The 23,234-nt window shown below is 70.1% G+C and carries 20 protein-coding genes and 1 pseudogene; 7 read left to right on the top strand and 14 right to left on the bottom strand.

The annotated features are described in order from the left end of the window. Positions 1-8: 8 nt before the first annotated feature. Positions 9-1,241: an FAD-dependent oxidoreductase gene (locus AB0H49_RS07070; RefSeq protein WP_357248219.1), complete on the bottom strand. Its 1,233-nt coding sequence runs from the start codon at positions 1,239-1,241 to the stop codon at positions 9-11. Positions 1,242-1,307: 66 nt separating this feature from the next. Continuing rightward, positions 1,308-1,844 carry a DUF4334 domain-containing protein gene (locus tag AB0H49_RS07065; protein WP_357249035.1) on the bottom strand — a complete coding sequence of 179 codons (537 nt, stop codon included), beginning with the start codon at positions 1,842-1,844 and terminating at the stop codon, positions 1,308-1,310. Positions 1,845-2,174: 330 nt separating this feature from the next. Here AB0H49_RS07065 and AB0H49_RS07060 point away from each other — a divergent pair, with 330 nt between their 5' ends. Then, on the top strand, positions 2,175-3,005 hold the full coding sequence (locus AB0H49_RS07060) for an NAD(P)H-binding protein (protein WP_357248216.1): 831 nt from the start codon (positions 2,175-2,177) through the stop codon (positions 3,003-3,005). Positions 3,006-3,018: 13 nt separating this feature from the next. Here AB0H49_RS07060 and AB0H49_RS07055 read toward each other — a convergent pair whose 3' ends face one another. After that, positions 3,019-3,546 carry a hypothetical protein gene (locus AB0H49_RS07055; protein ID WP_357248213.1) on the bottom strand — a complete coding sequence of 176 codons (528 nt, stop codon included), beginning with the start codon at positions 3,544-3,546 and terminating at the stop codon, positions 3,019-3,021. A 335-nt stretch (positions 3,547-3,881) separates the two neighbouring features. Between AB0H49_RS07055 and AB0H49_RS07050 the strand changes: the two genes are divergently transcribed. Next, complete coding sequence (locus tag AB0H49_RS07050) at positions 3,882-4,031, top strand: hypothetical protein (RefSeq protein WP_354999749.1); 150 nt, start codon at positions 3,882-3,884, stop codon at positions 4,029-4,031. A 210-nt stretch (positions 4,032-4,241) separates the two neighbouring features. On the opposite strand, the gene AB0H49_RS07045 is transcribed toward AB0H49_RS07050, so the two are convergent. The 4 genes from AB0H49_RS07045 to AB0H49_RS07030 all read right to left on the bottom strand — a co-directional run bounded on the left by AB0H49_RS07045 (position 4,242) and on the right by AB0H49_RS07030 (position 6,836). After that, the gene (locus AB0H49_RS07045) at positions 4,242-4,505 is read right to left on the bottom strand and encodes a YciI family protein (RefSeq protein WP_354999748.1); all 264 of its coding nucleotides are present in this window, start codon (positions 4,503-4,505) and stop codon (positions 4,242-4,244) included. After that, the gene (gene nusB, locus AB0H49_RS07040) at positions 4,502-5,011 is read right to left on the bottom strand and encodes a transcription antitermination factor NusB (RefSeq protein WP_354999747.1); all 510 of its coding nucleotides are present in this window, start codon (positions 5,009-5,011) and stop codon (positions 4,502-4,504) included. The genes AB0H49_RS07045 and nusB overlap by 4 nt, the downstream gene beginning before the upstream one ends. Positions 5,012-5,110: 99 nt before the next feature. Next, positions 5,111-5,674 (bottom strand): elongation factor P, encoded by a 564-nt coding sequence (gene efp / locus AB0H49_RS07035; RefSeq protein WP_354999746.1) that lies wholly within the window; start codon positions 5,672-5,674, stop codon positions 5,111-5,113. Positions 5,675-5,708: 34 nt separating this feature from the next. Next, positions 5,709-6,836: a Xaa-Pro peptidase family protein gene (locus AB0H49_RS07030; protein WP_357248209.1), complete on the bottom strand. Its 1,128-nt coding sequence runs from the start codon at positions 6,834-6,836 to the stop codon at positions 5,709-5,711. 332 nt (positions 6,837-7,168) lie between these two features. Between AB0H49_RS07030 and AB0H49_RS07025 the strand changes: the two genes are divergently transcribed. The 4 genes and pseudogenes from AB0H49_RS07025 to aroB all read left to right on the top strand — a co-directional run bounded on the left by AB0H49_RS07025 (position 7,169) and on the right by aroB (position 11,912). After that, positions 7,169-7,630, top strand: a complete 462-nt coding sequence (locus AB0H49_RS07025; RefSeq protein ID WP_357248206.1) for a prepilin peptidase — start codon at positions 7,169-7,171, stop codon at positions 7,628-7,630. 255 nt (positions 7,631-7,885) lie between these two features. Further along, positions 7,886-9,103: a chorismate synthase gene (aroC, locus tag AB0H49_RS07020; RefSeq protein ID WP_357248203.1), complete on the top strand. Its 1,218-nt coding sequence runs from the start codon at positions 7,886-7,888 to the stop codon at positions 9,101-9,103. Continuing rightward, positions 9,100-9,627 (top strand): annotated as a pseudogene (locus AB0H49_RS07015) (shikimate kinase); the annotation flags it as partial. The gene aroC and the pseudogene AB0H49_RS07015, both read left to right, overlap by 4 nt. A 1,163-nt stretch (positions 9,628-10,790) precedes the next feature. Continuing rightward, entirely contained in the window at positions 10,791-11,912 is a 1,122-nt protein-coding gene (aroB, locus tag AB0H49_RS07010) for a 3-dehydroquinate synthase (protein WP_354999742.1), read from the top strand. Positions 11,913-12,059: 147 nt separating this feature from the next. Here aroB and AB0H49_RS07005 read toward each other — a convergent pair whose 3' ends face one another. The 6 genes from AB0H49_RS07005 to AB0H49_RS06980 form a co-directional block, all read right to left on the bottom strand. Then, a complete protein-coding gene (locus AB0H49_RS07005; RefSeq protein ID WP_354999741.1) occupies positions 12,060-12,533 on the bottom strand; it encodes a B-4DMT family transporter in 474 nt (157 codons plus the stop codon). A gap of 98 nt (positions 12,534-12,631) precedes the next feature. After that, complete coding sequence (locus AB0H49_RS07000) at positions 12,632-13,447, bottom strand: shikimate dehydrogenase (RefSeq protein WP_357248199.1); 816 nt, start codon at positions 13,445-13,447, stop codon at positions 12,632-12,634. Next, positions 13,437-14,990 carry an endolytic transglycosylase MltG gene (locus tag AB0H49_RS06995; RefSeq protein ID WP_357248196.1) on the bottom strand — a complete coding sequence of 518 codons (1,554 nt, stop codon included), beginning with the start codon at positions 14,988-14,990 and terminating at the stop codon, positions 13,437-13,439. Before AB0H49_RS06995 ends, AB0H49_RS07000 begins: the two co-directional genes overlap by 11 nt. Then, positions 14,987-15,559 carry a Holliday junction resolvase RuvX gene (gene ruvX / locus AB0H49_RS06990; RefSeq protein ID WP_354999738.1) on the bottom strand — a complete coding sequence of 191 codons (573 nt, stop codon included), beginning with the start codon at positions 15,557-15,559 and terminating at the stop codon, positions 14,987-14,989. Before ruvX ends, AB0H49_RS06995 begins: the two co-directional genes overlap by 4 nt. Then, the gene (gene alaS, locus AB0H49_RS06985; RefSeq protein WP_357248192.1) at positions 15,559-18,225 is read right to left on the bottom strand and encodes an alanine--tRNA ligase; all 2,667 of its coding nucleotides are present in this window, start codon (positions 18,223-18,225) and stop codon (positions 15,559-15,561) included. Before alaS ends, ruvX begins: the two co-directional genes overlap by 1 nt. 109 nt (positions 18,226-18,334) lie before the next feature. After that, the gene (locus AB0H49_RS06980) at positions 18,335-19,690 is read right to left on the bottom strand and encodes a replication-associated recombination protein A (RefSeq protein ID WP_357248189.1); all 1,356 of its coding nucleotides are present in this window, start codon (positions 19,688-19,690) and stop codon (positions 18,335-18,337) included. A 122-nt stretch (positions 19,691-19,812) separates the two neighbouring features. Between AB0H49_RS06980 and AB0H49_RS06975 the strand changes: the two genes are divergently transcribed. Beyond that, positions 19,813-21,468 (top strand): alkaline phosphatase D family protein, encoded by a 1,656-nt coding sequence (locus AB0H49_RS06975; RefSeq protein WP_357248186.1) that lies wholly within the window; start codon positions 19,813-19,815, stop codon positions 21,466-21,468. Positions 21,469-21,520: 52 nt separating this feature from the next. On the opposite strand, the gene AB0H49_RS06970 is transcribed toward AB0H49_RS06975, so the two are convergent. Beyond that, positions 21,521-22,690, bottom strand: coding sequence for a kinase (locus AB0H49_RS06970; protein ID WP_067780207.1), 1,170 nt, complete (start codon positions 22,688-22,690; stop codon positions 21,521-21,523). Between the last annotated feature and the right edge of the window lie 544 nt (positions 22,691-23,234).

Genomic DNA, 23,234 nt, shown 5'->3' with positions numbered 1-23,234 from the left:
GTGGACCGTCAGTGCCCGCGCCGCGCGAAATCTGGTGCGTGCTCGGGCAATACGCCCCTGGCGAGCAGAAACGGCGGAACGCTTCGCACCACGGGGATGCGCCGCAGCACCCTGATGGGCAATGGCGCGTTGTCCGCGCCGGTGAGATCCACCTGCCCGCTCAGCGCGGGCCGGATGACAGCGGCGTGGAGCAACCGCTGGATGCCCTGTGTGACAACGGTCGGGAACCAGCGCCGCCGCTGCACCTTGGCCAGCTCCGCGACGCCGACCCGTCCCGAAAGCAGCGGCGCGGCAAGAATTCTCGCCGCCGCCACCGCGTCCTGCACGGCGAGGTTGATGCCGACGCCACCGGCCGGGGACATGGCGTGCGCGGCGTCGCCGAGGCAGAGCAGCCCGTCGGTGTACCAGCGTTCGAGGCGGTCGAGTTGCACGTCGAGCAGCTTGACCTCGTCCCAGTCGCGCAGCGTGTCGACCCGATCGGCCAACCACGGTGCGGCCGCGGCCATCTCGCGCATGATCGCGCCGACCGGCCCGCGCCTGGCCGCGGCGTCGCTACCCTTGGCGATGAGCGTGGCACACTGCCAGTAGTCCCCGCGATCCAGCATGACGGCGGCGCGGCGGGCGGTGACGATCGGAATCGCGCCCGCGGGATCGATCCCCGTGCGCGGCAGGCGAAACCACCACACGTCCATCGGCGTCGCCCACCGGCGCGACCGCAGCCCGGCGGACGCTCGCAGCACCGAACCGCGCCCATCGCAGGCGACGGTGAGCGCGGCCTCGATCGCACCGGTGCCACCGTCGGCCGTCCGGTATTTCACCCCGGCGACCCGGCCTTCGGCGAGGATCAGACCGGTGGCCTCGGTGTTCACGCGCAGCCGGAACGTCGGCTCGCGATCGGCGGCGCGGGCCAGCAGGTCGAGCAGATCCCACTGCGGCACCATGGCGATGTATTTGTGTTTGCCCGGAAGGTTTTTCAGCGACGCCAAGGTTTGCAGCGAGCCGCCGACGGGGAGCAGGATCGAGTCCAATCGCCGCGCGGGCAGTTTCGCGAACTCCTCCCCTAGGCCGAGTTCGTCGAGCAGGTCGAGGGTGGTGGGATGCACGGTGTCGCCGCGGAAGTCACGCAGGAAGTCGCCGTGCTTCTCCAACACGGTGACCTCGACGCCGGCGCGGGCCAGCAGCAGGCCGAGCACCATGCCCGCGGGCCCACCGCCCGCCACCAAACAGGTCGTACGTTCCATCGACGGTCTCCCCTCGCACGGCGATCAACCCTCGGCGACTAGTTCGATGGTAGGCCGGGCCGCGACTCACCGACGCAGGACGAAGAAGTACGGCTCGGTCATGCCGCGCAGGTCCATCACACCGAACAGCGTGTGCGCGTCGACGCGGCGGAAGTGGTCGATGATCGGCAGGTGGTCGTAGACCATCGCCGCGCCCACCTCGCCCCGGTACTCGATATCGCGCAGCCGCGCGGTGGGCTTGCGGGCGCGCAGCGCGGGACCGAGCACCGGCAGCATCGAGCGCAGCATCCGCACACCGGACAGCGGCACCTTGCCCGCCAAGCTCAGCGGCACCCTGCGGGGATCGACGGGGAACACCGTCCCCGCGGCGTCGGCGAACAGCAGCGGGTGCACGGCGTCCGGACCGTCGAACTGCTTGCCGTACCAACCCGAGGCGACAAGCATGCCGTCGAACGGATGTCCGGTGTCGATCTCCTCGCCGCGCCAGCGCCCGGTCGCCACCTCGGCGACCCGCACGCCGGGCAGTCGATCGAACAACGCCCACGCCTGCTCGGCGGTGCACCCTCCGGTCTGCAATCCGGCCAGTTCGGCGGTTCCTGTCACGGGCGTTTCGGCGACCATTCCACACTCCTCGTTGCGACGTTGCGAGAAGTAGTCTAATGATCTCTCATCGCCGCACGGGAGCGGCCTCAGAGCGGCGCGTCCAGCCGACTCCACGGTGATGTGCGTGCCGATGAGGCGGTTCGTGCTGACCGGCCGCGGTCTCGCGCTCCTCGCCACCGTCGGCTCGGTCACGGCGCTGCTCGTCACCGGCTGAGCGCGCTCGGTCCGGTGGCCGCATCCGAGTAGCGAGAGCATTTTTCTTGACCTCGAGTCGCATTGAGGTCTTAGCGTCTTCGCCAGTCGATCACCGCGGACAAGGAGAAGTCGCTCATGATGCTGATCACCGGATCCACCGGGAACGTAGGTAGCGCGCTACTGAAGCAGCTGCGGGCCGTCGACGCCGGACCTCTGCGAGCTCTCACCCGCAACGCCGACGCTTCCTTTCCCGAGGGGGTCGAGGCCGCCGAGGGCGACTTCGCCGACGTCGCTTCGCTGGAGCCCGCGCTGGACGGAGTGCGCTCGATGTTTCTCGTCTCACGGCTCGGCCCGGATGCCGACATCCTCGACGCCGCGCGCCGAGCGGGTGTGGAGCATGTGGTGCTGGTGTCATCGATCACCGTCCAGACCCATCCCCACCTCGGCCCCGCCGCCGAGAACGCAGCTGTGGAGCGGTTGCTCGAAACCAGCGGTATGGACTGGACCATCCTGCGTCCGACGCAGTTCGCCTCCAACGCCCTGCTCTGGGCGGACGCGATCCAGGAACGCCGATCGGTCCAGGTGCCCTACGCGGATGTCGGGCTTCCCACGATCCACCCGGCGGACATCGCGGCGGTGGCCCGTGTCGCGCTGACCGAGCCCGGTCACCGAGGCCACCGTTATGCCTTGACCGGCCCCGACCGCATCACGCCACGCGAGCAAGTGGCGACCATCGCCGCCGTGCTGGACCGGGAGATCGAATGCGCCGAGATCGGTCGTGTGCAGGCTCGGGCGACCATGGTGACGGTCTTCGGCGAAGAAGCCGCGGACGCGGTACTGGACGTGACCGGCGGGGATGTCAACGATGAACTGCTCGCGGTCCGCGACACGGTCTCGCGGATCACCGGCTCCCCCGGCAGGCCATTCCGTCAGTGGGTGGAAGAGAACGCCATGGCTTTCCAGTGAGGTCGGCTCGTTGCTAGACGGCGGCCGCGTCGCCGCGACCGCCGCCGAGACCGGTCACGGTGATATCCGCGGCCGATTTCATCAGCAGGGTCAACTCGGAGAGCACGTCAGGACGGGCGGCGACGAAGCTGACCTCCTCACCGGATGGATCGATCCGGTCGTCGAACGGCGCGCCGTCGAAACCGGTTACGGTGACGCCTGATTCCCGCGCGATGAGACTGCCCGCGGGCAGATCGACCAGACCGGCGCGATACCCCACGAAGCCGTCGATATCCCCGCGGCTCAGCATGATCCAGCACAGCAGCGGCGACCACAGTTCGATGAGCCGCCGGGCGCCGGACCCCAGGGCGAGGCGTAGCGCGCGGGCCGTCGGGTCGGTGTGGGCGACCGGATAGCTCTGGAGCCAGGCCAATGTCGGCCCGGCGAGGGTCCGCGGCCGGCGCAGCGAGCCGCCTGGACCGGTGGCGCCGCGCCCGCGCTTGGCCGACCGCCTGCGTCCGGTGGTCGGCACCGCCACCATCGACGCGCTGTTGACCAGCACGCAACGCACGCTCGACGGTCTGGCCGCGGTCCGATTCGCGCTCGGCAACGAGGTGTCGGACGCGCTGGCGCAGGCCAGGTCTGGCACCGACCGCTGGATCTTCAAGGGCGGTACCGGCGCGCACACGCGGGTGGTCACGCTGCCGGACTGCGTGCGGCAAGCGCTGCACGATCGTCGAGAGATGTTGGTGCGCATGGAGATACTCGACCCCATCAATGTGGAGCTGTGCGACCGGTACGCCGCGCTCTACCGTTCCCTCGCCGAAGGCGCCGAGGACGACGCGCATACCTGGACCGGCAAGGGCACCCAAATCGACGCTGGCGGAGCAACCCGGCGTGGCGGAGGTTCGCGAGCTGTTCGACGGACTCGAGATGAGTCTGCCCGCCGACCACGACGATGCCGACGTCGACGACATCGTGGCGAAAGCGCTGCGCGACAGCGCCCGTCCGCTCCGCGGCGCCGGCGACCAGCTCGGCGTCGGCTGATTCGAACGGCCGAGCCCGGTCCATGACGCGCGCCACAGCGAATTGACCTCGAGCGCACTCGAGGTATGAGGATCACTGAGTGCCCGTCGCCGGTGATCCGGTCGGTACCAGCGGCGGGCACACCCCCGGCCCGGGACACCGCAGACGTCCCGGTGGGCTCCCGCCGGGCCCAGTACACCCACCGGCGGGAGCCGGATCGGGCGGTGCGGCTCAGGCGGAGACGGTGATCTCCCACTCGTACACGGTCAGTTCCGACGCGCCGGTGGTGTGCACCGGGTCGGCGAAGGCGATCTCGCGCGCCGCCGCGAGGCTCTCGGCACGGATCACGTAGGCGCCGCCGGTGCCGTCGGTGAAGCGGCCGCTCTCCACGAGCCGACCGCGTTCCACCAACTCGTTCAAAAACTCCTTGTGCGGTTCGATGACCGCCGGGTCGAAGCGCGGCGTGCGCATCACCATGACCAGGTACTTGTTCACGCCTCGGGCTCCGGGCGCGGGGCACGGGTCGCGGCCGCCGCGGCGCGCACCTGCGGCGCGACGAGCACGACCTGACCGAGCACGCCGTTGATGAACGACGGCGAGTCGTCGGTCGAGAGTTCCTTGGCCAGCTCCACGGCCTCGTCGACGGCCACCACCGGCGGAACGTCGTTGGCGTGGAACAGCTCCCACACGGCGATGCGCAGGATGGCGCGGTCCACCGCGGGCAGCCGGGACAGCGTCCAGTCCTGCAAGTAGGACTCGATGGTGCCGTCCACGCGGTCCAGGTCGTCGGCGACGCCTTCGACCAGGGTCCGGGTGTAGGCGTGCACGGGGGCGACGGTCTGGTCCTTCGTCGCCAGGTCGACGCGCTCGTCGAGCAGGTCGGCGGCGTCGACGTCGCGGGCCTCCGCCTCGAACAGCAGGTCCACGGCGCGGCGCCGGGCCTTGTGCCGGGCGCCCAGCTTCTTGAACGTGGATTTCTTGTCTGCGGGCTGTTCCGCCACGATCACATCATCCCTGTCGTTCTGTATCAGGGCGGCAGGAGCGCCCGCCACGGTGGACCTGCCACCGGGTCGCGCGCTCCCGTCGCGAGCGACCGGTGATCAGGCGTTGACGCGGCCGAGGTAGCTGCCGTCGCGCGAGTCGATGCGCAGCTTGTCGCCGGTGTTGATGAACAGCGGCACCTGAACCTCGGCGCCGGTCTCCAGGGTGGCGGGCTTGGTGCCGCCGGTGGAGCGGTCACCCTGCAGGCCGATGTCGGTGTGCTGCACCACGAGCTCGATGGAGACGGGAAGCTCGACGAACAGCGGCTCGCCCTCGTGCACGGCCACCTGGACGGCCATGTTCTCCAGCAGGAAGCGGGCGCCGTCGCCGATGGTGGCCTCGGCGATCGAGATCTGGTCGAAGGTCTCGCCGTCCATGAAGATGTAGTCGGAGCCGTCGTGGTACAGGTAGGTCATGTCGCGACGATCGACGGTCGCGGTCTCCACCTTGACACCCGCGTTGAAGGTCTTGTCGACGACCTTGCCGGACACGACGTTCTTCAGCTTGGTCCGCACGAAGGCGGGGCCCTTACCCGGCTTGACGTGCTGGAATTCGACGATCTGCTGGAGCTGACCGTCGATCTTCAGCACGAGGCCGTTCTTGAAGTCGCTGGTGTCCGCCACTGTCTTCGGATCTCCTGTTCTCAGGTAACCGGCGTCATTCGACGACGGTCAGGTCTTTGCTGGTGTGGGTGAGCAGCTCAGGGCCCCCTTCGCGCACCACGAGCGTGTCCTCGATTCGGACGCCGCCGCGGCCGGGAAAGTACACACCTGGTTCGACGGTCACCGCCACGCCGGATAGAAGTGTACCGGTTCCGTTTTTCATGATCCCCGGCGCTTCGTGGATGCGCAGGCCGACGCCGTGCCCGAGACCGTGCACGAACAGCTTGCCGTGGCCCGCCGCCTCGATCACCGAGCGCGCCGCCGCGTCCACCTCACCGGCCTGCGCGCCCGGTCGCAGCGCCTTGCGCCCGGCCCGCTGGGACTCCACGACCAGTGCGTAGACCTCGCGCTGCCAGTCGGTCGGGCGGCCGAGCACGAAGGTGCGGGTCATGTCGGAGTGGTAGCCGCCGACGACGGCACCGAAATCGATCTTCACGAAATCACCCGCGGCCAGCACGGCGTCGGTCGGACGGTGGTGCGGTATCGCGGAATTGGCGCCCGCGGCCACGATGGTCTCGAAGGAGATGGCCTCGGCGCCGTGCTCGTACATCGCCCATTCGAGGTCGCGGGCGACCTGCCGCTCCGTGCGCCCCGGCCGTAGTCCGCCGCGTTCGAGCAGCGTGGCCAGCCCGGCGTCGCCCGCCGCGCACGCCTTGCGCAGTTGTTCCACCTCGTAGGCGTCCTTGACCATGCGCAACTGCTCGACCAAGCCGGGCGTCGCAACGAGTTCCAGCCCGGTCTTCTGCTCGACGAAACCGCTGTGCTGGTCGACGGTCACCACATGGCTCTCGAAACCGACCCGGCCGAGCTGCCATTCCCCCGCCAGCTCCACGATCCGTCGCGCGGTGCCGCGAGCGATCTCGGCGCGCAGGTCGGGCGCTTGCTCGACGACCTGGCTGCGGTAGCGGCCGTCGGTCCCGATCACGGTGCGTTCCTCGTCGTTGCGCATGTCCCAGGAATGCACGAGCAGCGTGGCGTTGGAGCCGGTGAAGCCGGTCAGATACCTGATGTTCACCAGGTCGGTGACCAGCAGCGCGTCGACCTCGTTCTCCACCAGCAGACTGCGCAGTGCGCCCCGGCGCGCCGCGTAGTCGGGCCCACGGCCCGCGTGATCAGCAGACATGGGTCAAAGCTACCGCCGACACGCGGTGGTGCGGCAGTCCAACACCCGAACCGTCACCTGCTGGCGCCGGGCGCAGGGAGGACGAGCGGGACGAATCGGGCGCGGATGCCGAATGGGGACTTGCCGCGCGCTCGACGGCCCGCGTGAAACCCGCATGCCGTTCGCGCGAGCGAGGCGCCGGAGTCATGAGCCTTTCAGGCCCGAACCCGCCAGGCCGCCCTACGTGTCCCTCCCCGCGATTCCGATCCATCGGGTGTTCACATGCGCTGCGGTTATGCACATTTCGCATCGAGCACTTCGAAACGGGCCGTGCATCAACAAGGGTGGATCGCATGGCCTACCTAGCATTCGCCGCGCTGACGGGATGGTGTGCGGCGCTGAGTCTCAACGATCTTCGACAGCGCAGGCTACCCAACGCGCTCACTGGATGGGGCGCGCTGGCCGTCTTCGGATACGCCCTGTTCACAACACAATTCACAGCTGCGGTGATCGGGGCCGCACTGCTCGCGGCACCCTATGCGATGGTGCACTTCGCCGCTCCGGCATGCCTCGGCGCGGGCGACGCGAAGCTGGCGATCGGACTCGGAGCCGCCGCGGCGCTCGGCGGTGCGCAGGCTTGGGTGTGGGCCGCGCTGGCCGCGCCGGTACTCACCGCGGGCGTCGGACTGGCGATGCTGGTTCGCCATCGAATCTCTCGGATTGCGATGGGTTCGCGGCCGCCGCCCGACACCGTGGCACACGGCCCGTCGATGTGCCTGGCGACGCTGTTCGCTTTGGCGGTAGCGAGCGGGTGATGCCTTGACGGTATCGAGTGAGCGATGCCTCGACGGTGGCAGAACGGCAGCCGCTCGCGGTGCGCGGCGCACGGACACCCGACCGCTTGCGAACTGTGAGCACGTTCGGGCTCGAACAGCGAGCAGTCGGCGGCGGCGTACGTCTGGCTTGCGAGTGGCGATAGCCAGTAAGAAGACTCGGGCGCGGCTCGCGTCGGCTACGTGCCAGTGATCACGGCGGACCGGATGCGGGTCGGACCGCCCCGACATGGAAGGATGGACAGCGTGCTGCGCTGGATAACTGCCGGAGAATCCCATGGTCCCGCCCTCGTCGCCATCCTGGACGGGATGGTCGCGGGTGTCGAAGTGACGTCCGAGGACATCTCCGCTCAGCTCGCGCGCCGCAGGCTCGGCTACGGGCGCGGCGCCCGGATGAAGTTCGAGGCCGACAAGGTGACCATGGTCGGCGGCGTGCGCCACGGGCGCACGATGGGCGGTCCGGTCGCCATCGAGGTGGCCAACTCCGAGTGGCCGAAGTGGACGACCGTCATGTCCGCCGATCCCGTCGATCCGGCCGAGCTGGCCGACCTGGCCCGCAACGCCCCGCTGACCCGGCCCCGCCCCGGGCACGCCGACTACTCGGGCATGCTCAAGTACGGCTTCGACGACGCGCGCAACGTGCTGGAGCGCGCCAGCGCCCGAGAGACGGCCGCGCGCGTCGCGGCGGGGACCGTGGCGCGCAACTTCCTGCGCCAGGCCTTCGGGGTCGAGGTCGTCTCGCATGTCGTCTCGATCGGCGCCGCCGCCAACACCACCGGCGTGATTCCCACAGCCGCGGATCTGAACGCCGTCGACGCCAGCCCGGTGCGCGCGTTCGACGCCGACGCCGAGGCGGCGATGATCGCCGAGATCGAGGCGGCGAAGAAGGACGGCGACACCCTCGGCGGCGTCGTCGAGGTGGTCGTGGAGGGACTTCCGGTCGGTCTCGGCTCGTTCGTCAGCGGCGAGAACCGCCTCGACTCCCGGCTGGCCGCCGCGCTCATGGGCATTCAGGCCATCAAGGGCGTCGAGGTCGGCGACGGTTTCGAGACCGCGCGCAGGCGCGGCAGCCAGGCGCACGACGAGATGCGGCCCGGGCCGGACGGCGTGCTGCGCTCGACCAACCGCGCGGGCGGCCTCGAAGGTGGCATGACCAACGGTGAGCCACTGCGGGTGCGCGCGGCGATGAAGCCGATCTCCACGGTGCCCCGCGCCCTGTCCACCGTCGACATGAGCACCGGCGAGGAGGCCGTGGCCATCCACCAGCGCTCCGACGTGTGCGCCGTGCCCGCCGCGGGCGTCGTCGCCGAGGCGATGGTGGCGCTGGTCGTCGCGCAGGCCGCGCTGGAGAAGTTCGGCGGCGATTCGCTGAACGAGACCGTCGACAACATCACCAGCTACGTCAAGCGGATCGGCACCCGCCCGCACGTCCCGGCGGACAGTCGGCCGCAATGATCGTGCAGACCGACCCGCGCGCACCGCGCGTGGTGCTGGTCGGACCGCCGGGGGCGGGGAAATCGACGATCGGCCGCAAGCTCGCCAAGGAACTCGGCGTCGACCTGTACGACACCGACGCGGGCATCGAGCGCGAGACCGGCCGCACCATCCCCGAGATCTTCGCCGCGGACGGGGAACCGGAGTTCCGCCGGATCGAGGAGCGAGTGGTGCGGCGCGCCATCCTCGCTGAGCGCGGCGTGGTCTCGCTCGGCGGCGGCGCGGTGCTGTCCAAGGACACCAGGGCGCTGCTGCGCAACCGGACCGTGGTGTACCTGGAGATCAGCGTGGCCGAGGGGCTGCGGCGCACCGGGGCGAGCAACCAGCGCCCCCTGCTCAACGGCGACGATCCCGGCGCGAAATACCGCGAGCTGATGCGCAAGCGCCGCCCGCTGTACCGCGAGGTCGCCACGGTGCGGGTGCGCACCGACGGGCGCAGCCCCGGCCGGGTGGTGCGAATGATCCTGGACAAACTGGGCATGGAACCCGCGGCGCCCACCGCCGATCCCGAACCCGAAGCCACCGCGACCGGCCGCGCCGCGGCCCAGACGCCGGAAGGGCAGGGCAGCAGCCGCTCCCGTGCCCGTCGCCGGGCCAGGGCTCGTGCCGCCGCCCGCCGCGCGGCAGCCAAGAACGAGATCGCCGCGACCGACCAGACCGGTGCGGCGGGCAAGAACGACAGCGCTGCGGCCGAGCAAACCGGCACCGGCGCCAAGGACGACGGCACTGCGGCCGAAGTGAACAGCGCTGTGTCCAACAGCACCACGGACAAGGCGAGCGGTGCCGCGGGCACGGCGAGCAGTGCCGCGACCACCGAGAACGCTGCGGCCGACGAGGAAACCGGCTCTGCCGCAACGAAACTCGGCCGCAGGACCGGAAGCGCCGACGTCGCGACCAAGGGCTCCGACATCGCGCGCTCGGGCGCGGCAACCGAGGACTCGTCCGCGGCGACCCAGGACGCTCGGCACGCAACCGCGGTGAACGCGAGCCAAGGCAGCGCGAACCCGGACGTCGGCGTGCGCGAAGACCGCGGTGCGGCCGGAGTCGGTGCCGCCCGAGGCGAGGGAGCCGACGCCGAGCGGGCATCCGGCGCACAGTCCGACGCCTCGCGCGCGGGAAGCACAGCCGAGGGCACGGCTTCCGGCAGGCGACGTCGTCCTCGCCGCAGGCGCCCGGCGGCCCGAACGTCCTCCGGCGAACCGAATCGCACCGAGTCCACCGCGCCACGCGCGGAGCCCAGGTCCTGGCTCCCCCGGCTCATCGCCTCCGGCGCGCGACCCGAGGACACCGGCACGACGCCCACCTCGGGACGCGCCCGTCGCCCAAGGGCGTGCCGCCCCGCGGGCGCACCGAACCCTGCCGGCTCGCAAGCATCCGCCGTTTCCGTTGTGGGTCAAGCCGATTCGACGACTCCGGCACCGAAGAACGCGGAACCCGCGAGTGCCTCGGCCACGGGCGAGAACCAGAGCGCCCGCTCCCGGGCGCTTCGCCGCGCCGGTTCCGACGCACCCGCCGACCTCACCGCGCACACCGCGGCGGCAGAATCGGCGACGAAGACCAGTTCCAGCGGCCGCGCCCGGCGCGCCCGCGCTCGCCGCGCCCGCGCGCGAGCACTCGAGCAATCGGCACGAACAGAATCGGAGCAGCAGTGACAGAGCCGAGTCGTATCCAGGTACGCACCGCCGACCCGTATCCGGTGATCATCGGCCGCGGCTTGCTCGGCGAACTCGTCGAGTCGGTGACGGGCGCGACCAAGGGCGTGCGCACGGTCGCGATCTTCCACCAGCCGCCGCTGGCCGAGACCGCCGAGGCGGTGCGCAAGGCGCTGGCCGAGACCGGCCTGGACGCGCACCGCATCGAGATCCCGGACGCGGAGGCGGGCAAGGACCTCGCCGTCGCCGGTTTCTGCTGGGAGGTGCTCGGCCGCATCGGCCTGACCCGCAACGACGTCGTGGTCAGCCTCGGCGGCGGCGCCGCCACCGACCTGGCCGGTTTCGTCGCGGCCACCTGGATGCGCGGCGTCCAGGTCGTGCACGTGCCGACCACCCTGCTCGCCATGGTGGACGCCGCGGTCGGCGGCAAGACCGGCATCAACACCGAGGCGGGCAAGAACCTGGTCGGCTCCTTCCACGAGCCGGCCGCGGTGCTGGTCGATCTGGTGACGCTGGAGACCGTGCCGCGCAACGAGATCGTCGCGGGCATGGCCGAGATCATCAAGGCCGGTTTCATCGCCGACCCGGTGATCCTGGACCTGGTGGAGCGCGATCCGGAGGCGGCGCTCGATCCCACCGGCGACGTGCTGCCCGAACTCGTGGCCCGCGCCATCCAGGTCAAGGCCGACGTGGTCGCCGCCGACCTCAAGGAATCCAGCCTGCGCGAGATCCTCAACTACGGCCACACGCTGGGCCACGCGATCGAGCGCAGGGAGCGCTACCGCTGGCGTCACGGCGCCGCGGTCTCCGTCGGCCTGGTCTTCGCCGCCGAGCTCGGCCGCCTCGCCGGACGCCTCGACGACGCCACCGCCGACCGCCACCGCGCCATCCTGTCCAGCGTCGGCCTGCCGACCAGCTACGACGCCGACGCGCTTCCGCAGCTGCTGGACACCATGCAGACCGACAAGAAGACCCGCTCCGGCGTACTGCGCTTCGTCGTCCTCGACGGACTGGCCAAGCCCGGCCGGCTGGAGGGCCCGGATCCCAGCCTGCTGGCCGCGGCGTACTCCGCCATCGCCCGGGAGCAGAGCCCGAGCGGCGGCGCGATCCTGCTGTAGCGGAAACGTCGGAACAGCGCCGTAACACGAATCTCGGCTGCGGCGCTGTTCCCTGTCGTCACCGCCAAGAACCTCGCGAAGTATTCGCGCCCAGACGACTACAGCGCCACACCCTTTCAAGGGGCGGCGCTGTTTCGCGTTCGAGGGTCAGGCGCCCGCGGCGGCGGGATTGTTGGTGAGCGACGGCGTGCTCTTGTCGGCCCGCCGTCCCGCGAGCATCCGGCCGATGCCGACGCCGATCAGGCCGGGGATGAAGATCAGCAGGATGATGAACGACGCGCCCGCCGTGAGTTCGAACAGCAGACCGTTGTCGCCGAGGTCGAAGCGCGGCAGGAAATCCAGCAGCCAGGAAACCGCGCCGCTGCCGAGCCCGCCGGCCACGGCCGCCTTCAGCCACCGGATGGTCAAATCCGAGCCGCGTTCCGGATCCGGGTGCGCCGCGCGGTCCCTGCGCCCGTCCAGCGCGCCCCACCCCACGATGACGACCAGCAGCACGAGCAGGCACAGCATCCGCATCCACGAGCCCTGCGTCGGCCACTGCACCATCGCGAACCCGAGCACGGTGCGCAGAGCCACGACCAGCGCACCGAGCAGGACGGCTCGCACTACCCAAGCAATCATGGGAAACACCTTAACGCGCAGGCCCGGGGAACAGAACTAGAACCGGTGTCAGAAATTTCCGGCCGCCGAAATCATCCGACCGAATGTCGGTCGAGATGTCAGGCGTCGACCGCCGCCGCCATCGCGGCACGCGGCGCGGGGCGACCGGTGAACTGCTCCACTTGCCCGTAGGCCTGGTTCAGCAACATCTGCAACCCGCTCACCACGGTGTGCCCGGCGCGTTCGACGGCCGCGGCCAGGGGGGTCGGCCAGGGGTTGTAGATGGCGTCCAGCACCACCGGCGCAACCGCCACCGCCTCGGCCACCAAGGCGCCCGCCGCGGCGGGGATCGTGCTGACCACCGCGCCCGCGCTCGCGCTCGCGCCGCGCACGGCGTCGCTGTCGAAGGCGATCACGTTCGCCGTCATCCCGAGCCTGTCGGCAAGCTCCAGCGCGCTACGGGCGCGTCCGGCGTCCCTGGCGACCACGGTGACCGACTTCGCGCCGAGTTCGGAGAGCGCGAGCAAGGCCGGCCGCGCCGTGCCGCCCGCACCGAGCACCAGCCCCTCCGCGATCTCGGTCACGCCGCCGCCGCGCAGCGCGCCGAGCACGCCGTCCACGTCGGTGCAGTCGGCGCGCCAGCCCCGCGCCGTGCGGACCAAGGTGTTCGCGGAGCCGACGAGCACCGCCCGATCGGTGCGCTCGTCGGCGCAGGCCAAGGCCGCCTCCTTGCCGGGCATGGTCACCGACAGGCCGACCCACTCCGGTCCGAGCCCGTCCACCAGTCCGGGCAGCTGTTCGGCCGCACACTCGATGCGCTCGTAGGTCCAGTCCAGGCCGAGCGCACGATACGCGGCCAAATGCAGCTGGGGCGAACGGGAATGCGCGATCGGCTTGCCGAGTACCGCCGCCTTGCGCACAGATTCACCGTCCACTGTCGAGAATCCCGCTCTGCTGCGCCTTTTCGATATTGCGCAGGTGTTCGGAGTAGCTCTCGGTGAACAGCGTGGTGCCCTTCTGGTCGATCGTCACGAAGTACAGCCAGTCGCCCGGTTCCGGATTCTCCATGGCGCGCAATGCGTTCAGCGAAGGCGCGGAGATCGGGTTGGCGGGCAGGCCGGACATCGCGTAGGTGTTCCACGGGGTGCGGGTGGCCCGGTCCTCGTCGGTGGTGGCGACCTCGGTGCGGTCCAGCGAGTAGTTCACCGTCGAGTCGAATTGCAGCGGCTGCTCGACTTCCAGCCGGTTCACGATCACCCGCGCGACCTTCGGCATGTCCTGCGGCAGCGCTTCCCGCTCCACCAGGGACGCCGCGATCAGCGTCTCGTAGGGGCTGAGCTTGTTCTTCCCGCTGGAACTCAGCAGCCCGGTGGACTCGTAGCTCGCTGCGCTCGAGGTGATCAGCTGGCGCAAAATCTGCTGCGGGGTGCCGCTGGGGTCGAAGTCCAAGGTGCCCGCCGCGATCAGACCCTCGATCTGCCGCTTGCGGTCCGGCGCTTCGCGCACCGACTGCTCGGCCCAGGACGGCACGCCGAGTCCGGCCAGATCGGCGCTGGAGCCCGCGGCGTCGAGTTCCTCGTAGGTCACGCACTTCTGTTGCGCACCGGTGCCGATGCAGCTGGCGGCGGCGATCTTGGTGTAGATCCCCTCCTTGCGCGCCCCGGTGTTGACGTCGTGCTGGTCGTGCAGCTGACGTCCTTCGGAGATGACCAGGTTGCCGACACGCGAGTTCTTGCCGAGCAGCGCGGCGACCGCTTCGGCGGCGGGACTGCGGCTGGGGATCTGGTAGTACCCGGGCTGCACCGAGCTCATGTTCGAATTGCGCACGGCCGCTTCGAAGAACGCTCCGGTGCTCGCGACGACGCCCTTCTCGACCATGGTCTCCGCGATCTGCGACGAGGTGTCGCCGGGGTGCACCTGCACGACGACCAGCGGCCCTGCGGGGCCCGCGAAATCCTCCGGCGGCTCGAATTCGCCGACCAGCTTCTTGACCGCGAAACCTCCCGCGCCGATCAGCAGCACCGCGAGCACGCCGCCGATGAGCCACATGTTGCGGCGCTTGCGCTTGCGCTCGGCCGCTTTGCGGGAGGCCACCCGGGAACGCTTGCGGCGCGAACCGCGCGCCGGCCGTGACTCCTTGCCCTTGGCCGCGAGCTTGCGAGCCGACGATCGCGGCGCGCGCTCAGGCGGCTCCGGCGGTTCCGGCTCGTCGTAGTCCGGCTCGTCGTCGTAGCCGTCGTCCTCGTACAACGGCTGATCCTCGTACCGGGGCTCGTCGTCGTAGAGCGGCTCGTCGTCGTCGGTGTAGCGGGGGATGACGGTGGTGTCGTCCTCGTAGTCGTCCCAGTCGTGCGGCCCGGCCGACCGGCCGCCGGTATCTCGTCCGTCTCTGTCCCAGGCTCGGTCGTCCCGTCGGTAGCGCCGATCAGCCTCGCGCTGTCGGTACCGTTCCTCGGCCCGCGCCCATCGATCAGTCATGCATCGTCTCCGGACGACACATCCCGCGTCGCTTCCTCGAACGACCTCAACACCGCACTCCGTTCGTCCAACCATCCTTGCAGGATCGACACGGCCGCCGCCTGATCGATCACCTGCCGCTGGCCACGCGCGCGAACTCCACTGTCCCGCAATGCACGTGCAGCTGACACCGTAGTCAAACGTTCGTCGGAAAGCCTGATCGGCACGGGAGCAATCTCTGCTCGCAAACGTTCGGCGAACGCGATGGCCAGCCCCGCCGCGGTTCCCTTTTCCCCGCGCAATGTGCGCGGCAGACCGACAATAACCTCAACGGCTTCGTATTCCCGCACAATTTCGGCAATTCTGGCTATATCGGTTGCCGTACCCGCGCCGCGCGCGTTCTTCTTCGCGCGCGGCACGGTCTCCACGGGGGTCGCGAGTATGCCGTCCGGGTCGCTGGAGGCGACGCCGATGCGGACACTACCGACGTCGATGCCGAGGCGTCTGCCACGGCCGGGATCGGCCGCCGGATCGGGCCGGTCCGCGGCGTGCGGCAGGCCCGTCGAACGCGAACTCTCGGAGTCGGGCATCACCCGGCGATTTCGGCCACCCGGGCACGGACCGCGGCCAGACCCGCCGCGATCCCGGAGGGATCGGAACCGGCGCCCTGCGCCATCTCGGGCTTGCCGCCACCACGACCGGCGATGCTCGGCCCGAAGCTGCCGACGAGATCGCCCGCCTTCACGCCGAGTTCCTGCGCGGCCTTGTTCACGGCGACGACGAACGGCACCTTGCCGTCGGCGTTGCCGAGCAGCACCACCACCGCGGGCTCGCTGCCGAAGCGCCCACGGATATCGGTGGCGAGGGTGCGCAGATCGCCCGCAGCGACGCCCTCCGGCGCGGCCGCGGCGACCAGCAGCAGACCACCGAGGCGCTCGGCCTCGTCCACGAATTTGCCGGCCGAGGAGAGCACCGCGGCGATCTTGGTGCGCTCGAGTTCCTTCTCGGCGATCTTGAGCCGTTCCACCAGCTGCTCGACGCGGGCGGGCACCTCGTCCGAGGGCACCTTCAGCGAGGCGGCGACACCGGCGAGCAGCGCCCGCTCCTTGGCCAGATACTTGTAGGAGTCGAGGCCGACGAACGCCTCGACGCGCCGCACGCCCGAACCGACCGAGGACTCGCCGAGCAGCGTGATCGGGCCGATCTGCGACGAGTGCTGCACGTGCGTGCCGCCGCACAGCTCCATCGAGAACGGGCCGCCGATCTCGACGACGCGCACCTCGTCGCCGTAGTTCTCGCCGAACAGCGCGAGCGCGCCCATCTGCTTGGCCTTGGGCAGGTCGGTGACGAAGGTGTTGACCGGGAAGTCGGCGCCGACGGCGTCGTTGGACACCGCCTCGATGTCGGCCTTCTGCTGTTCGGTCAGCTGGCCCTGCCAATTGAAGTCGAAGCGCAGGTAGCCGGGCTTGTTCAGCGAACCGGCCTGCACCGCGTTCGGGCCGAGCACCTGCCGCAGCGCGGCGTGCACCATGTGCGTGCCGGAGTGGCCCTGGGTCGCGCCGCTGCGCCAGGCCGGATCGGCCTGGGCGAGCACCACGTCACCCTCGGTGATCTGGCCCTGTTCGACGGTGGTCTTGTGCACCCACAGCTTCTTGGCGATCTTCTGCACGTCGTTGACGCGCAGCTTGAGACCCGCGGCCGTGATGCTGCCGCGGTCGGCGATCTGGCCGCCGGACTCCGCGTACAGCGGGCTGCGATCCAGGATCACCTCGACGTCGTGCCCCGCGGTCGCGGTGGGCACCCGGACGCCGTCGGCGATCAGGGCGAGCACGTGCGCCTCGGAAGTGAGCTCGTCGAAGCCGGTGAACTCGGTGGCGCCGCGGTCGACCAGCTCCTTGTAGATGCTCAGGTCGGCGTGCGCGTGCTTGCGGGCGGCGGCGTCCTCCTTGGCGCGCTGCCGCTGCTCGGCCATGAGCGTGCGGAAGCCCTCCTCGTCCACGGAGAGCCCGGCCTCGGCGGCCATCTCCAGGGTGAGGTCGATCGGGAAGCCGTAGGTGTCGTGCAGGGTGAAGGCGTCCGATCCGGCGATCTTCTTGCCGCCCTTGGCCTTCACCGCGGCCGCGGTGTTGTCGAACAGCGTCGAGCCGGTGTTGAGCGTCTTGAGGAACGCCGTCTCCTCGCCGACCGCGACGGTCTCGATGCGACCGAAGTCGGTGCCAAGCTCGGGGTAGGACGGCGACATCAGGTCGCTGACGACCTTCATGAACTCGGCCATCACCGGCTTCTCGGCGCCGAGCAGGCGGGCCGAGCGCACGATGCGGCGCAGCAGGCGGCGCAGCACGTAGCCGCGGCCGTCGTTACCGGGGTTGACGCCGTCGGAGATGAGCATGGCGGCGGTGCGGGCGTGATCGGCGATGACGCGGAAGCGCACGTCGTCGGCGTGCTCGACGCCGTAGGACCGGCCGGTCAACTCCTCGGCCTTGTCGATGATCGGGCGCAGCAGGTCGGTCTCGTAGACGTTCTCCACGCCCTGCAACAGCATGGCGACACGCTCGACGCCCATACCGGTGTCGATGTTCTTCTTCGGCAGCGAGCCGACCGGCGGGTGGCCGAGCTTCGGGCTCAGCTCGCCACGCACGTCCTGCATGAAGACGAGGTTCCAGATCTCGAGGTAGCGGTCCTCGTCGGCGACGGGGCCGCCCTCCTTGCCGTAGGCGGGGCCGCGGTCGTAGTAGATCTCCGAGCACGGGCCGCCGGGGCCGGGCACGCCCATGTCCCAGTAGTTGTCCTTGCCGTCGCGGAACTGGATCCGCTCCTTCGGGATGCCCGCGACCCGGTGCCAGATCTCGGCGGCCTCCGGGTCGTCCTCGTAGGCGGTGACCCAGATCCGGTCGGTGTCGAAGCCGAAGCCGCCCTCCTCCTGGGACTTGCTGATCAGCTCCCAGGCGAGGGTGATGGCACCCTCCTTGAAGTAATCGCCGAAGGAGAAATTGCCCGCCATCTGGAAGAACGTGTTGTGCCGGGTGGTGACGCCGACCTCTTCGATGTCGCCGGTGCGCACGCACTTCTGGACGCTGGTCGCCCGCGGGTAGGGCGGCGCCTCCTGGCCCAGGAAGTACGGCTTGAACTGGACCATGCCTGCGTTGACGAACAGCAGGTTGGGGTCGGCCAGGATCAGCGAGGCACTCGGCACCTCGGTGTGTCCGGCACGGACGAAATGGTCCAGGAAACGCCGTCGAATCTCGTGGGTCTGCACAGGTATCCAGCCTACCGGTGGGGCGCACCTGGTTTTTCATCGACCGGCCGCTACGAAAGCCCCGGCGACCTTCCGGCGAACGCGGCGGCCACCGGGCACATCGCGGCCCTCACTTTCCGCGCACGATGCGGCGCAGGCGGTCGACGCGCGGGCCGACCTCGCGTTCGTAGCCGTGATCGGTCGGGCGGTAGTAGTCCGCGCCGACGAGATCGTCCGGCGGGTACTGCTGGGCGAGCACGCCGTCGGGGTCGTCGTGCGGGTACTTGTAGCCCTGGGCGTGGCCGAGCAGCGCGGCGCCCGTGTAGTGACCGTCGCGCAGGTGCGGTGGCACGGCGCCCGCTTTGCCGGCGGAGATGTCGGCCATGGCGGCGCCGAGCGCGGCGGGGACCGCGCCGGATTTCGGGGCGGTGGCCAGGTGGATGGTCGCGTGGGTCAGGGTGAGCTGGGCCTCGGGCATGCCGATCAGCTGGACGACGTGCGCGGCCGCGACCGCGGTCTGCAACGCCATCGGGTCGGCCATGCCGATGTCCTCGCTCGCGGAGATGACCAGCCGCCGCGCGATGAAGCGCGGGTCCTCCCCCGCACTCATCATGCGCGCCAGGTAGTGCAGCGCCGCGTCGACGTCGGAGCCGCGGATCGACTTGATGAAGGCGCTGATCACGTCGTAGTGCTGATCACCCGCGCGGTCGTAGCGCACAGCGGCCTTGTCCACGCTCGCCTCGACGAGCGCCAGGTCGACAGTGCCGTCGAGCGAGGACTCGGCCGAGGCCTCGAGTGCGGTGAGTGCCCGGCGCGCGTCGCCGCCGGCGATCCGCACGATGTGGTCGAGCGCCTCGTCGGTGACGGTGTAGGAGCCGCCGAAGCCGCGCGGATCGGTGAGCGCGCGCTCGAGCACGACGCGGATGTCGGCGTCGGTCAGCGAACGCAGTTGCAGCACCAGCGAGCGCGACAGCAGCGGCGATACGACCGAGAACGACGGATTCTCCGTTGTCGCGCCGACCAGCAGCACGATCCGGTTCTCGACCGCGGCGAGCAGCGCGTCCTGCTGGGTCTTCGAGAAGCGGTGCACCTCATCGATGAACAGCACGGTGCGCTCGCCGACCGCCAGCCTCCTGCGCGCCAAGTCGATGACCGCCCGCACCTCCTTGACCCCGGCCGAGAGTGCGGAGAGCGCCTCGAAGCGGCGGCCGGTGGCCTGCGAGATGAGCGAGGCCAGCGTGGTCTTGCCGGTACCGGGCGGACCGAACAACAGCACCGACGCTGCGCCGGAGCCTTCGATCAACCGGCGCAGCGGCGAGCCGGGTCCGAGCAGATGTTGCTGTCCGACGACCTCGTCCAAGGTGGCGGGCCGCATCCGCACGGCAAGCGGCGCGGCGCCTCCCGGACCGCGAAAATCCACGCCCGCTGCGCCCAGCGCATCCGACTCCGCCGCCTGGCCCGGCACGTCGAACAGCCCATCGCTCATGCTTTCGACCGTACAACTCGGCTCCGACACGCCCGGTCGAGCCAGCAATCCGCCGGGCTTACGCCGTGTCGATTTGCGAGTGCGCCGCGCATCGGCTGTGATCTTGTGTCGTGGCTGAAAACGTGGTCGTTTCAGATGCCGTCCCGACCGGTCCGTTCGGCAGGCGCGCGCTACTGAAGGGTGGCGCGGCGGCGGCCACCGCGGGCGTGCTGCTCGTGCCGACGCTCGCGCGCGCGTCCGGTCCGGTGTTCCGGCACGGTGTCGCCTCCGGTGATCCGCTGCCCACTGGCATCGTCCTGTGGACCCGGGTGACGGTCTCCGACGACGCCACGCCCGGCTCGGGCGTCGGGGCGGACGCCTCGGTCCGCTGGGAGATCGCCGACGACGCGGACTTCGCCTCGATCGCCGCCTCCGGAACGGCGACGGCCACCGCCGATGCCGACCACACCGTCAAGATCGACGCGTCCGGCCTGGCCCCGAGTCGCGACTACTGGTACCGATTCACCGCGCTCGGCGAGACCTCGCCGACCGGTCGCACCCGCACCGCGCCCGCTCCCTCGGAGACACCGGACCGACTGCGCTTCGGCGTCGTCTCCTGCTCGAACTGGGAGGCGGGCTACTTCGCCGCCTACCGGCACCTCGCCGACCGCTCGGATCTGGACGCGATCATCCACCTCGGCGACTACCTGTACGAATACGGCCGCGGTAAGTACGGCGGCCGCCACGGCGCGGTGCGGCCGCACGATCCGGCCAACGAGATCGTCACACTGACCGATTACCGGATTCGCCACGGCCAGTACAAGACCGATCCGGACCTGTCCGCGCTGCACGCGCTGCTGCCGTTCATCTGCACCTGGGACGACCACGAGTCCGCGGACAACTCCTGGTCCGGCGGCGCCAACCATCACGATCCCGCGATACACGGCAGCTGGCAGGACCGCAGCGCCGCGTCGGCCCGCGCCTACCTGGAGTGGATGCCGGTGCGGGCCACCGGTTCGGGGACGAACGTGCAGATCTACCGCAGGCTGCGCTTCGGCACCCTCGCCGAGCTGTCCATGCTCGATCTGCGCAGCTACCGCGATCAGGAGGTGTCGCCCGGCGCGGGCTGGCGCGAGGTCGACAACCCCGCGCGCACGATCACCGGCAAGGCCCAAATGGATTGGCTCACCGCGGGTTTGGTCTCGGCGCCGGTGCGCTGGAAGCTGGTCGGCAACTCGGTGATGATCGCGCCGCTGGTCTTCCCGCCGCTGGAGCCCGCGACCACCGCGGCCATCACCTCCGCGCTCGGCGTGCCGCAGTCCGGCGTGCCCGCCAACGCCGATCAGTGGGACGGCTACACCGCCGACCGGCAGCGTCTGTTCGGCGCGATCACCGAACACCAGGTCGGCGACGTCGTCTTCCTGACCGGCGACATCCACTCCTCCTGGGCTTCGGACCTGCCGGTCAATGCCGCGAACTATCCCGGCGGACCGACGGCGGGCGCGGAGTTCGTCGTCCCGTCGGTCACCTCGACGAGCATCGGCGAGATGCTGGAGGCGCCCCCACGCACCGTGGCGGTTCCGATCGAGGAATCGTTCAAGAGTTTCAACCACCACATGCGCTACGTCGAGCTGGAGTCGCACGGGTACGGGGTTCTCGACGTCACTGCCGAGCAGACCCAGATGGACTGGTTCTATCTGGCGGACGTCACCGATCCTGCGACCGCCGTGCGGCACGGGGCGAGCTTCGCCGTACCGAGCGGCGGTCGGATCGAGCCGCGTCCGACGCCCATCCTCTGATCGCCGCACTGGCGGTTCGCTGAGCAGTCTGAGCGCTGAGTTCGCCCGGCGACTACTCCGACCAGCGCTCTTCCAGCATCGCCGACACCTCGTCGGCGAAGTCGCCGATCACGTCGTCGCCGGTGCAGCGCGCGTCCTCGGCGAGCGCGGCCCAGCGGTTGATCAGCGCCGCCGAGCGCGGTACCGACAGGCCGTGCTCGCGGGCGGCCGCGATGCGGGTGTGGTCGGCGGGCAGGAACCAGTAGGTGGTGAGCCACACCCAGATGAGGCGCGCCTCCAGGATGCGTTCGGCGAGCACCTCGTCGTCGGCGAGCGCCGGGAACACCCCGACGACCTCGGAACGCCACGCCTCCACCATCTGCCTGGCGCGATCCCTGGACAGCTCGAAATCGCACAGGCAGCCGGGGAAGGAGACCAGCGCGTAGGCGATGTCGAGGGTGGCGTCGCGGAAGCCGCCCCACTCGTAGTCCAGGAACCTGGCGCCCTCCTGGTTGAGGATGACGTTGTCCGGGCACAGGTCCGACGGGCTGAACGCGCGGAACCGCCCGGCCGAGAACAGCCGGTTGCCGCGCACGATGCGCTCGGCGATCTCACCGGGTACCTCGATGCCCAGCTCGCGTTGCAGCATCCCGGGCACTTCGGAGATCGCGGACTCGGCCTGCTGGGCGATGCCGTCGACCCGGTGCACCACCTCGACGCGGCGCAGCAGCGCGACGAAATCGGCCTCGCGCCCGACGGTCGCCGCGTGCATCCGGCCCAGCGCCTGCGCGAAGGCCATCAGCGCGTTGCGGGTGGCGGGCTCGGCGCCGGACTGCAGCACCGCGGTCATCCTGGCGTTCTCGCCGAGATCGGACAGGATGAGCAGGCGGTCGGGCAGGCTGTGCGCGATCAGGTACGCGCCGGGCCGCTGCTCGCGGCTGAGCGCGGTGGTGAACTGGTAGGAGACGGCTTCCCGGAGGAACGCCGAATCGATGCTCGCGACGCCGGGGGCCAAGCCTCCGGTGCGGCGGTCCTGAGCGGCTCCGCGCACCTGCTTGACGATCAGCGTCCGGGGTAGCGAGAACGAGTTCTCGGCAACACGCACACGTAGGACTGTCGTCCTACCACTACCGCTGAGTTCCATCGGATCGCTCAGCTTCACCGGAGCACCCATTCGCTTTGTGAGCAACTGTTGTGCTGCGGACACGACTTCGGCGGCGCGTTCGGCCAATAGTGCGGTCATCGCCTCTCAAGCTACTCGCATGGGGTCACTTCTAGCGAGCGGTTACGCAACCTTTCCGCTTCGCTCGGCGTGTCTCGTGTCGCGGGCGCGGACGAAAGCCGTGCTCGCTTGACACCATTGCACGCGTCCGGTTTTCTCATCGTGAACTGCTGTGCGCCACATCGCAAACCAGTTGCGTCGAAAGGTCTCCGACATTGACCGACACACCGTCCTCCGCACCGAAGGATCCCACAGGCGGCACACCCCAGCAGGGCGGTGGAAGCGAGCGGTTCGCGGCTCAGCCCGGGCAGCACGAGAGCGGTACCCCCTACGAACCGCCATCCGGCGCGGGGCACTCACGCCACGAAATGCCTGGTGGAGCGGGGTATCCACAGTTCGAGGGGCCGGGCGCGGCACAATACGGCGCCGAGCCGGTGGAGCCGCCGCCCGCGGTCGCCGCGCAGCCCGCGTACGGGCCCGCGGGCACTGGGCCGGGCGTGTCGCCGGACGCGCCGCAACACGGAGCGTCGCCGCACTACGGAGCGCAGCAACAATACGGTGCACC

This window comes from Nocardia sp. NPDC050713, assembly GCF_040654315.1.
Lineage (GTDB): Bacteria > Actinomycetota > Actinomycetes > Mycobacteriales > Mycobacteriaceae > Nocardia.
This window is presented reverse-complemented; position numbering and strand designations above follow the sequence as displayed.